Annotated in this window: 6 protein-coding genes; 2 read left to right on the forward strand and 4 right to left on the reverse strand. The window is 66.9% G+C overall.

Going from position 1 to position 9,693, the window contains the following annotated elements; translation table 11 throughout:
• Window positions 1-1,563, reverse strand: coding sequence for a glucosyltransferase domain-containing protein (locus QBK88_RS28530; protein WP_277964699.1), 1,563 nt, complete (start codon window positions 1,561-1,563; stop codon window positions 1-3).
• A gap of 218 nt (window positions 1,564-1,781) precedes the next feature.
• Here QBK88_RS28530 and QBK88_RS28535 point away from each other — a divergent pair, with 218 nt between their 5' ends.
• Window positions 1,782-3,017, forward strand: coding sequence for an acyl-CoA dehydrogenase family protein (locus tag QBK88_RS28535; protein WP_277964700.1), 1,236 nt, complete (start codon window positions 1,782-1,784; stop codon window positions 3,015-3,017).
• Here QBK88_RS28535 and QBK88_RS28540 read toward each other — a convergent pair.
• The 3 genes from QBK88_RS28540 to QBK88_RS28550 all read right to left on the reverse strand — a co-directional run bounded on the left by QBK88_RS28540 (window position 2,930) and on the right by QBK88_RS28550 (window position 7,521).
• Window positions 2,930-4,603 (reverse strand): glycosyltransferase family 39 protein, encoded by a 1,674-nt coding sequence (locus QBK88_RS28540; protein WP_277964701.1) that lies wholly within the window; start codon window positions 4,601-4,603, stop codon window positions 2,930-2,932. The two genes, QBK88_RS28535 and QBK88_RS28540, sit on opposite strands and share 88 nt — an antisense overlap.
• A 99-nt stretch (window positions 4,604-4,702) precedes the next feature.
• Window positions 4,703-6,097 (reverse strand): FAD/NAD(P)-binding protein, encoded by a 1,395-nt coding sequence (locus QBK88_RS28545; protein WP_277964702.1) that lies wholly within the window; start codon window positions 6,095-6,097, stop codon window positions 4,703-4,705.
• A 59-nt stretch (window positions 6,098-6,156) separates the two neighbouring features.
• Window positions 6,157-7,521 carry an LLM class flavin-dependent oxidoreductase gene (locus QBK88_RS28550; protein ID WP_277964703.1) on the reverse strand — a complete coding sequence of 455 codons (1,365 nt, stop codon included), beginning with the start codon at window positions 7,519-7,521 and terminating at the stop codon, window positions 6,157-6,159.
• Between the two features lie 314 nt (window positions 7,522-7,835).
• Between QBK88_RS28550 and hflK the strand changes: the two genes are divergently transcribed.
• A partial coding sequence (gene hflK, locus QBK88_RS28555; RefSeq protein ID WP_445765019.1) for a protease modulator HflK occupies window positions 7,836-9,693 on the forward strand: 1,858 nt, incomplete at its 3' end.

A 9,693-nucleotide genomic window follows, 5' to 3' on the forward strand; every position in this document is an offset into this window, starting at 1 on the left:
CTAGCGCAACGAAGGGCATGGCGGACCGAGTTGGCGCGCGGCAAAACGGATGTAGCCATACTCCCCCGCGCGGTAAATGGCGTAAAACGGCCGCTTCACCAGCGGTTCGCCCAGCTCCGGCACCTGTGCGGGGGCATCGCCGGCCATGTTGGCAACGCCCCACTTGGTCAGCTGCTCGGGCAGAAACTGGTAGTCGTTGACGGCAATATAGCGCAGCGCTGGCAGCATGCGCTGCACGCAGAGCCGGGCGAAGACGTTGTTGATGTCGTTGTTGCTGTCTTCCATCACGTAGATGCCTTTGGCACTGGCCAGCGCCTCGTGATTGAAGAGGTCGGCCACCACCAGGGTGCGCACGAACAACTCCAGCTCGTTCTTCTGGCGCATGTACTGCCCGTACACGTAGGCGAAGGACAGGAAGGTCGCCAGTGGCAGTACCAGGAGCAGGGTCCAGCCAGGGCGCAGCGCCTGGATGAAGCGGTGGGCCAGCAGCAACAGCGCCACCAGCAGGGGCGCCACGCCCACCAGGACGCGAGCCTCCGCATTGGCGGCCATGTCGAATAGAAACAGCAGCAAGCCCCCCACGGCCAGGACCACGCCCGCGGTCGCCGCACACGTCAGGCACAGGTAGCCGACCTTCAGCCCGGCACCGACAGGCGAGCGCAGGGCAACGCGCACCGTGACCAACCACCCGGCCAGCGCACACCCCGCCAAACCGGCGAAGATCAGCCCGTTGGCCGGGGTGATGAACAGACCGACATGCGCCGCCAGCAGGGCGATACGCGCTTGCCACTGACCCAGGTTCGGCAGGATCACACCACCACGGTCATCGGTCAGCAACTGGTAGGCGCTCAGGTAGTACAGCATCCCGCCCAGCAGCAGCGTGGCCAGGGCGTTCGAAGGGACCTTCAACAGCCCGCGCCAGGTCGGCGCGACAGTGCCTTGGCGCAGCACATCGACGCACACCAGCCCCACGTAGACATTCAACGGCAATTGGTCGAGGCTCAGCGCCGCCGCCAGCAGCACCGCCCTTGCCAGCACCTGCAGCCAGGCCCGGCGCATCTCCAGGCTCATGGCCAGGATCACCAGCGCCACCCCCAGCGACAGGGTCAGGCACTCATACTGATACGACAGTTCCTGCAGAAAAAACGGGTTGTACCACAGCGGCAACAGAATCAGGCATTGGCTGAACAGCGGGCGCTTGAACCAGTGATGGGCCAGGTGCGTCAGCGCCACGGCCATGCAGCCAATGGCCAGCAACATCGACAAAGGGAAGAAGTCCGGGGTGCCTGGCGTGAAGCTGACCGCGTTGAACAGGTAGTCACCCAGCACCCGCCCCTCGGTTCGCCACCAGGTGGCAGCCTGCATCTCGCGCAGGTTGTCATCGATGAACAACACGTTGTTGAGGATCAGTGGCAAGGCATACAGCCCCAGGGCCAGCAGGTAGAACACCAGCACCTGGCGCGCCGTCAGCGGTTGCGCGGTCATTGCCTGCACCAGGCGCCTGGCGCGCACGATGCCCAGGATAGGCTCCGGGTCATTGGCGTTGGGGTGAATACTGCCCATGGCGTGGTCCCTTGTATGCGGGTTCCCCGTTGAGTTCAAACCACACGGGCGCATACGTCCAGTCCAGGGTTGCTGTCGGTGAGCCAACCCATTGCTGATTCACTGCTGACAAGGCAACAGTACCCACCCCCTGCGTGCTCGCGTGGCCCGCGATTACGTGGCCGCGGGCGTGGCATGAAGGCTGCAACACCCCCGGCAACGTACCAGGGAGTAGCACCATGACCGACCACCACGTCATCAACCCGCTGTCCACCGGCACCGACTACGCCGCGCTGGCAGCGCGCTTTCGGCCGATCTTCGCGCGCATCGCCGAAGGCGCGGTGCAGCGCGAACAACAGCGCATCCTGCCCCACGAGCCCATTCAATGGCTGAAGGAAGCCGGCTTCGGCGCCGTGCGCGTCCCAGTGGAATACGGCGGCAGTGGCGCTTCCGTGCCCCAGCTGTTCGAGCTGCTGATCGAGCTGGCCGAAGCCGATGCCAACGTACCCCAGGCCCTGCGCGGGCATTTCGCCTTTGCCGAGGACCGCCTCAATGCAGCGCCCTCGCCTGGCCGCGACCGCTGGTTCGCCCGCTTCGTGGCCGGTGACATCGTCGGCTGCGCCTGGACCGAAATTGGCGCCGTGGCCATCGGCGATGTCATGACCCAGGTCACTCCTGACGGTGACCAGTGGCGCCTCAATGGCGAGAAGTTCTACAGCACCGGCAGCCTGTTTTCCGACTGGATAGACGTGTTCGCCCGGCGCAGCGACACGGGGGCGGACGTGATCGCTGCGGTGCGCACCGCGCAGCCTGGTATCGTTCAGACCGACGACTGGGACGGCTTCGGTCAGCGCACCACGGGTAGCGGCAGCAGCCGCTTCGACAATGCCGTGGTAGAAGCCGAAAACGTCATCGATTTTTCCACCCGCTTCAAATACCAGACGGCGTTCTACCAACTGGTGCTGCTGGCCACGCTCTCCGGTATCGGCCGCGCTACCCTGCGCGACGTGTCACGCAGCGTCAGCCAGCGCCAGCGTGTCTACAGCCACGGCAACGCCCCCCATGTCAGCCAGGACGCCCAGGTGCAGCAAGTGGTGGGTGAAATCGCGGCCTGGGTGTACGCCGCCGAGGCCGCTACCCTGCGCGCGACCCAGCCTGCTCAGCAGGCCTACCTGGCGCGCTTTGGCCAGGACAGTGCGGCCGAGCACCAGGCCAACGTCGAGGCCGAACTGCAATCGGCCCGCGCCCAGGTGGCCGTGACCGAGTTGATCCAGCGCGCCACCACCGCCCTGTTCAACGCCCTGGGCGCATCCGACGTGCGCGCCAGCAAGTCCCTGGACCGCCATTGGCGCAATGCGCGGACCGTGTCCTCGCACAACCCCACCCTCTACAAGGCACGGATTGTCGGCGACTGGGCCATCAACGGCACCGAGCCGCCGTTTGTCTGGCTGATTGGCAACGGCCCCAAAACCTGAGCCCAGCGGACCTGGCCGGGCCCAGGGCGCCGCGCAGTGCCAGGCACCGCGCAGCCGGGCGCGGCCCGCTCATAAAGCCACGCCTCGGGCGTCTGCGCCGGCAGGTGGTCTGCCAACTGCCACCCGGCCGCCGAGAAGAGCGCCTGGGCGCTGGCGCCATGGTCGAAACTCAACCACCACACCCGGCAAATAGTGTCGGGCACCTCCGCCAGCGTGGGCAACAGACGCTGGGAAGCATTGCTGTACAGAATCCCTTCTGCCCCCAGCGAGCCGGGCGGCGTTGAACCGGAAAGCACCTGCACCGGCACCGTCTCGGGAAGGTAGAAGAACACTTTGACGTACGTGCCGAAATGGTCCGCCAGCACCAGGTCGCCAGGCCGGGCACGAGCACCGATGAAACCGGTGACGAAGGTGACGCGATCATCCTCGCGTAGCCGATTGATGTCCTGGTCACCCTGGGTGACCAGGGTGTAGATACCCACGGCCGACAACCCCGCCAGCGCGGCGAGGCTCGCCGTTGCCCAACCTTTGTGCCGCGTCATCGCCTGGTCCAGCGCCAGTGCCAGCAACAGCGGCAGCGCCCCCGCGGGAACGATCAGGTACCGGGGATAAAACAACGTCACTTTCCACGCCAAAGCCAGCACCAGCACAATGGGTACCAGCACACTGGCCAGCAGCAACGCCGCGGGTTCCAGGGCATGGCGTTCCTTGAACAGCAACACTATGCCCAGCAGCGCCAGCAGCAACGGCCACGCCAGCCAGAGGGCCGCAGGCACTGCACCCCCGTCGCCCAGCACGGAGAACCGCCAGAACAGCTCCGGCACGCTGCGCACCGTCACGGGGGGCATCCAGCCGGAGTACAACCCCGTGTGCTGCAACTGCTGCAGCAGGCTGGGCAACCACGGCGCGAAACCAAGCACCACCAGGCCCGTGCAGGCCCACCACACCGGTGCCCCTGCTTCGGGCCGACCGCGGCGTACACGCAACCACAGCAGGTACAGCCAGTGGCTGGCCAACGTCAGGCCGGCGAAATAATGGGTGTACAACCCCAGGGTCATCAGCACGGCGTAGGCCAGCAGCAGCCACCCGCGCCGCGGTGAGCGCAGCCACAGCACCAGCACCAGGGTCGCCGCCCACAGCCACAGGGCCAGCCAGCTGTACATGCGCACGTCCTGGCTGTAGCGCACCAGAAACGGCGCGATCGCCAGCAGCAGGCCGGCCAGCCAGGCGGCGCGGCGCCCCGCCAGCAGGTCCATCAGCCAGGCCTGGACGAACACTGTGATCACCCCGGGTATCACACTCAGCAGGCGTACCGCCGTCACACTGTGCCCTGCCACGTTCAACCAGCCATGCAGCAGGAAGTAATACAGCGGAGGATGCGCGTCCCGCCCCGTCCAGTAGACGATATCGGTTGGCGCCAGCGAGCTGATGAGCAGGCTGTAGCCTTCGTCGAAGGAAATCGGGCGGTTGGGCAACGCCCAGCAACGCAGGACCACGGCCAGCAAGAGGACCAGCCAGAACCTGGGATCCTTGAGCACTGCGCGCGGTTGCGAGCGGGTATCGAACAGCATCGGGGCGCACTCCATGGCCTGATACCTTGAACTCTGGCTACCGCTCGGGCACCTGTCCAGCCGCGTCAAAAGGTATTCAGCCGCGCCCCCGCCGGGCGAAACCTTGCGCGGCCGCTACACCTGAGGGCCGGCCAAGGTCAGGGCCAGGGCCTTGGCCTGCGAGGCCACGTCGGTAACGGCGGTGCTTTCCCACCACAGGCCGCGCAGGGGTGGGCCCATGGCGAACAGCCGTTGCGATGCCCGGCCTTCGCTGTCCTGGACCGCGCCGTTGGCCGTCGCCGCGATGCCCAGCGCCAGCGGCCCCGGCCGGATCAGGCCGCGGGCCAGCAGTTGCCTGGGCAACGGCCGATCAACCCGGCGCCAGTCATATTCGATGCCGGTGGAGTTGATCAGCGCAACGCCCGTGTCGATACGCTCACTCGTCTGGCCGCGGTCACGCACCCGAATACCCACCTGGCCGTTTTCGGCAGGCGCCATGCCCAGAAGGGACGCGGCGGCAATGGTCACCCGTCCCTCGGCCAGCAAGCGCTGTAACAGCGCATCACTGGGCGGCGGCGAGCGGTGGTGATGGCTTTCCCACCAGGGGCGAGCATGGCGCACGAACTGGCGCTTTTCGCGCTCGCTGGCCTGGCTCCACAAGCGCCCGATATGGGCCCGCACGGTGTCCAGCGGCGCCTGCCAGTCGATGCCCGCCGCCATGGCCTGACGGCACTGGCCGCGCAATGCCCGCACGACCTGAAAGGGGCTGCGAATGGACAGGTCGGCAGCCAGGAAGTCCGGCCATGCCGGTGGCTGACGGCGCACATGGGGCAAAAGCCCATGGCGCGAATACACCTGGATGGGGCCGCGATGGCCCGCCTGGTCCAGCGACACGACGGCATCGACCATGGTCAGCCCGGACCCTATGATCAGCACCCGCCCCTGAGGGTCCAGCCCGCGCATGGCGTGCACGTCCCAGGGGTCGACTGCCGCCGCGTTGAGGCCGCTGGACTGGCGCTGGCGGGTGCGCGCCGCCGGGAACATGCCAGTGGCCAGCACCGCCTGGCTGCCCCGTACCTGGCTGCCATCGGCCAGGCTCAGGCGCACGCCAGTGGCATCAACCTCCAGGTCCACCACTTCGCCGCACACGTGCTCCACCGTAGCACCCTGGGCCTGGCCAACCTGCCGGGCTTCGGCCAACCGCTGCTGCACATAGACGCCGAACAGGCCCCGGGGCGGGAACAGTTCGGCCACCGGTACATGCTGGGCATCGGACTCAGGCCAGCCACCCCCGGCGATATGGCTGCCCAGCCACTGGGTCAGGTCGTCGGGGTTGTCGGGGTCCACGCTCATGCGCGCTGCGTTGCCGTTGAGGGTATGGCCCAGCTCGGTGGCGCTGTAGGCCTCGCCGCGGCCCAGTTCGGCGCGGGTTTCGAACACGCGGACCCGGCGCTGGCCTGGCAGGCGCAGCAGTTGCGCGGCCAGCAGGGTGCCGGACAGGCCGCCGCCGATGATCAGGATGTCATTCATGGGGACTCACTGTTGTCAGTGGGGTTGCCGGATAGAGCATAAACGGGTTTCGCCTCGGTTCAACCGCGCCGGTAGCGGGCGCCCGGGTGGTTGGCCCCGAGCCGCGGCCCTGCGCCAAAGAGCTTCTCACGCAGGGTACCGGGGCGGTACTCGGTCTTGTACACGCCGCGCTTCTGCAGCTCCGGCACCAGGTGGTCGACCACGTCGCTGAAGGTCTCGTGGGTCACCGCGTAGGCCAGGTTGAAGCCGTCCACATCGGTCTCGTCCATCCATTCCTGAAGCAGGTCCGCTACTGTCTGCGGGCCTCCGACGAACAATGGCCCGAATCCGCCGATGCCTACCCAGTCGGCCAGGGAGTTGGGGGTCCAGACGGTGTCCGGGTCGGCGGTGGAAAAGGCTTCCACGGCGGACTGGATGGCATTGGTCTTGACGTGGCGCAGGGCTTCGTTGGGCTGGAACTGACTGAAGTCGATGCCCGTCCAGCCGCTGATCAGCGCCATGGCGCCCTCGTAGCTGACCCAGGACCTGTACTCTTCGAACTTGGCCCGCGCCTTGGCATCGGTTTCGTCGACGATCACCGTCTGCAGGTTGAAGATGAGAATGCTGCGCGGGTCGCGCCCGGCCTCCGCGGCGCGACGGCGGATATCGGCCACGGTCTTTTTCAACAGGACCTTGGATGGCGCGGCGACGAACACGCACTCGGCATGCTCGGCGGCGAACTGCTTGCCACGGCTGGACGCCCCTGCCTGGTACAGCAACGGCGTGCGCTGGGGCGACGGCTCGCACAGGTGAATGCCAGGCACCTGGAAGTGTTTGCCGGCATGCTCGATGGGGTGGATCTTGCTGGGGTCACTGAAGATTCGCCGCGCCCGGTCGCGCACCACCGCCCCGTCTTCCCAGCTGCCTTCCCACAGCTTGTAGCAGACCTCCAGGTATTCCTCGGCAAAGTCATAGCGCGCGTCGTGCTCGGTCTGCGCGGCCTGGCCGATGTTCTTGGCGCCGCTCTCCAGGTACGAGGTGACGATGTTCCAGCCGGCGCGACCCTGGGTCAGGTGGTCGAGGGTGGACAGGCGCCGGGCGAAGGGATACGGGTGCTCGAACGACAGCGACGCGGTGAGGCCGAAGCCCAGGTGTTCAGTGACCAGGGCCATGGGCGGAATCAGCTGCAACGGGTCGTTGACCGGCACCTGGGTGGCCTGGCGGATGGCCGCGTCGCCGTTGCCCTGGTAGACATCGTAGATACCCAGCACATCAGCGATGAACAGGCCGTCGAACTTGCCACGTTCGAGAATCCTCGCCAGGTCGGTCCAATAGGCCAGGTCCTTGTATTCCCAGGAGCGATCACGCGGGTGCGCCCACAGGCCCGGTGACTGATGGCCCACGCAATTCATGTCGAAAGCGTTGAGGCGGATTTCACGCGACATGGCAAAAACTCCAATCTGAACAAAGATTCATGCATACAGTGGGGGTGACGTTGCACAGTGCGTGCCGTCTTGCATGCGGCCATGGATGCGGGCCGAAGCGGCCGTTCGCGGCACCCTGGCGGTACTGTTGGCCAGCAAACTGTTGTCAGGCTGTTGCCCAGGCAACACCTCTGGCCTGGGCCTTGGCGACGAAAATTTCACGCCCATTGTTATACAGTTACTTTTTCCACGTAGACTGCCCGGTCGCCTCTCACACCTGAAGGGAGGGATGGAGCGCGGCAAGCCCAATCATTCAAAGAGTCAGAATGCGTTCTATGAGAGTTGATCTGGATTCCCCGGCCGGCGACCTGCACGCCCTGCCGCGGTTTGTGCGTGCGAGCTGGCAGGCGCGGCGCCTGCTGGCCGTGATGCTGGGGCTGGCAGGGGTGTTGGGCCTGGCCTTGCTGGGCGGCATATTCGTCGAACTGTTCACCCGTGACACCCTCTGGCTGCCCCTGCTGTGCCTGGTCTGCGCCGCCAGCCTGACCTTGCTCGGCGCCGTGCAATGGGCCTGGCGCATCGCCCGCTGGCGCGATGCCGCACTCAAGGGAGAGCCCTTGGGGCTGCTGCCGGTGGAGTGGGTGCAGGACGAACCCCAGAGCGGTTACGACCGCCTGCTCAACCGCATTTCCGACACCGGCCTGGTGTGGGTCGAGCGCCTGGGGGTCGGCGCCCTGTGGCTGATGGCCTCAAGCGTGACAGCGCTGCTGCTGGTGCGCTATGGCTGGAACCTGGCGTTGCTGCCCCAGGCCCTGGGCGAGAGTGCCTACGTGCTGGCTGGCCTGGGCCTGGTGCTGGCCTTCGGGCTGTTGGTGCTGGAGCGCCACCTGAGCGCCGCCGACGCCGTGGAATGGCCAGAGGCCTCGGGGCTGGCGCTGCAGCTGCGCATTACCCTGGCCAGCCTGCTGCTGGCCGCCGTGTGCCTGTTTTTCGCCAGCGCCGAGGCCATCTGGCCGCTGCGCCTGGCCGTTCTGGCCGGCCTGCTGCCGGCGCTGGCCGCGCTGGAGCTGCTGGTGCGTGCGCTGCTGTCGGTGTTCAGCCCCCAGCGCCCTACCCTCGAGCCGCAGATCGTCGCCGACAGCCTGGTGGCGGGCTTGCTGCACTGGCCGCCGCGCCCGCTGGGGCGGTTGCAGGATGAAATGCAGCAACGCTTCGGCATCGACCTGCGGCAAATCTGGGCGCTGGGCTTCATGCGCCGCGCCAGCCTGCCGGTACTCAGCCTGATCGCAGTGATCGGCTGGCTGCTCAGCGGCGTCACCCAGGTGCCCATGAACGGCCGCGGCGTGTACGAGCAGTTCGGCAAGCCCGTGACCGTGTACGGCCCCGGCCTGCATGTGGGCCTGCCATGGCCATTCGGCCAGGTGCGCACCGTTGAGAACGGCGTGATCCATGAGCTGGCCACCAGTGCCGAGGGCAGCAGTGACGAAGCACCGGTGAGTGCCGACGGCCCCGCGCCGGTCAGCGCCAACCGCCTGTGGGACGCGTCCCACCGCGCGGAAAAGTCCCAGGTCATCGCCAGCCGCGCCGGTGACCAGCAAAGCTTCCAGGTGGTGAACATGGACGTGCGTTTCGTCTACCGCATCGGCCTCACCGACCAGGCCGCCCTGGCGGCCACCTACAACAGCGCCGACGTGCCGGCGCTGATCCGCAGCACCGCCAGCCGGGTGCTGGTGCACCAGTTGGCCGGCCGCGAGCTGGACGACATGCTCGGCGAAACCCGTGCGCAACTGGGCGAGGACATTGGCAAGCAGGTGCAAGCCGACCTTGACCGCCTGGACAGCGGCGTGGAGTTGCTGGCCACCGTGGTCGAGGCCATCCACCCACCGGCCGGCGCCGCCGATGCCTACCACGGCGTGCAGGCCGCGCAGATCAGCGCCCAGGCGCTGATTTCCCGCGAGCGCGGCAATGCCAGTGTCACCAGCAACCAGGCGCGCACCGACGCCAGCATGGCCACCGACAATGCCCAGGCCGGCAGCGCCGAGACCCTGAGCACGGCCAAGGCTGCCGACCTGCGCTTCGGTGCCGAACTGCAGGCCTGGCACAGCGCCGGCCAGGCGTTCATCGACGAGCAGTATTTCAGTCAGTTGGCCAAAGGCCTGACCAATGCCAAGGCGTTGATCCTGGACCACCGCA

Source organism: Pseudomonas sp. RIT-To-2, assembly GCF_029623465.1.
GTDB lineage: Bacteria > Pseudomonadota > Gammaproteobacteria > Pseudomonadales > Pseudomonadaceae > Aquipseudomonas > Aquipseudomonas silvicola.

Excerpts from the sequence above, each read along its gene's own strand:
- QBK88_RS28550 (WP_277964703.1), bottom strand. The coding sequence starts at position 7,521 with ATGTCGCGTGAAATCCGCCTCAACGCTTTCGACATGAATTGCGTGGGC.
- QBK88_RS28540 (WP_277964701.1), bottom strand. The coding sequence starts at position 4,603 with ATGGAGTGCGCCCCGATGCTGTTCGATACCCGCTCGCAACCGCGCGCA.
- QBK88_RS28535 (WP_277964700.1), top strand. The coding sequence starts at position 1,782 with ATGACCGACCACCACGTCATCAACCCGCTGTCCACCGGCACCGACTAC.
- QBK88_RS28545 (WP_277964702.1), bottom strand. The coding sequence starts at position 6,097 with ATGAATGACATCCTGATCATCGGCGGCGGCCTGTCCGGCACCCTGCTG.
- QBK88_RS28530 (WP_277964699.1), bottom strand. The coding sequence starts at position 1,563 with ATGGGCAGTATTCACCCCAACGCCAATGACCCGGAGCCTATCCTGGGC.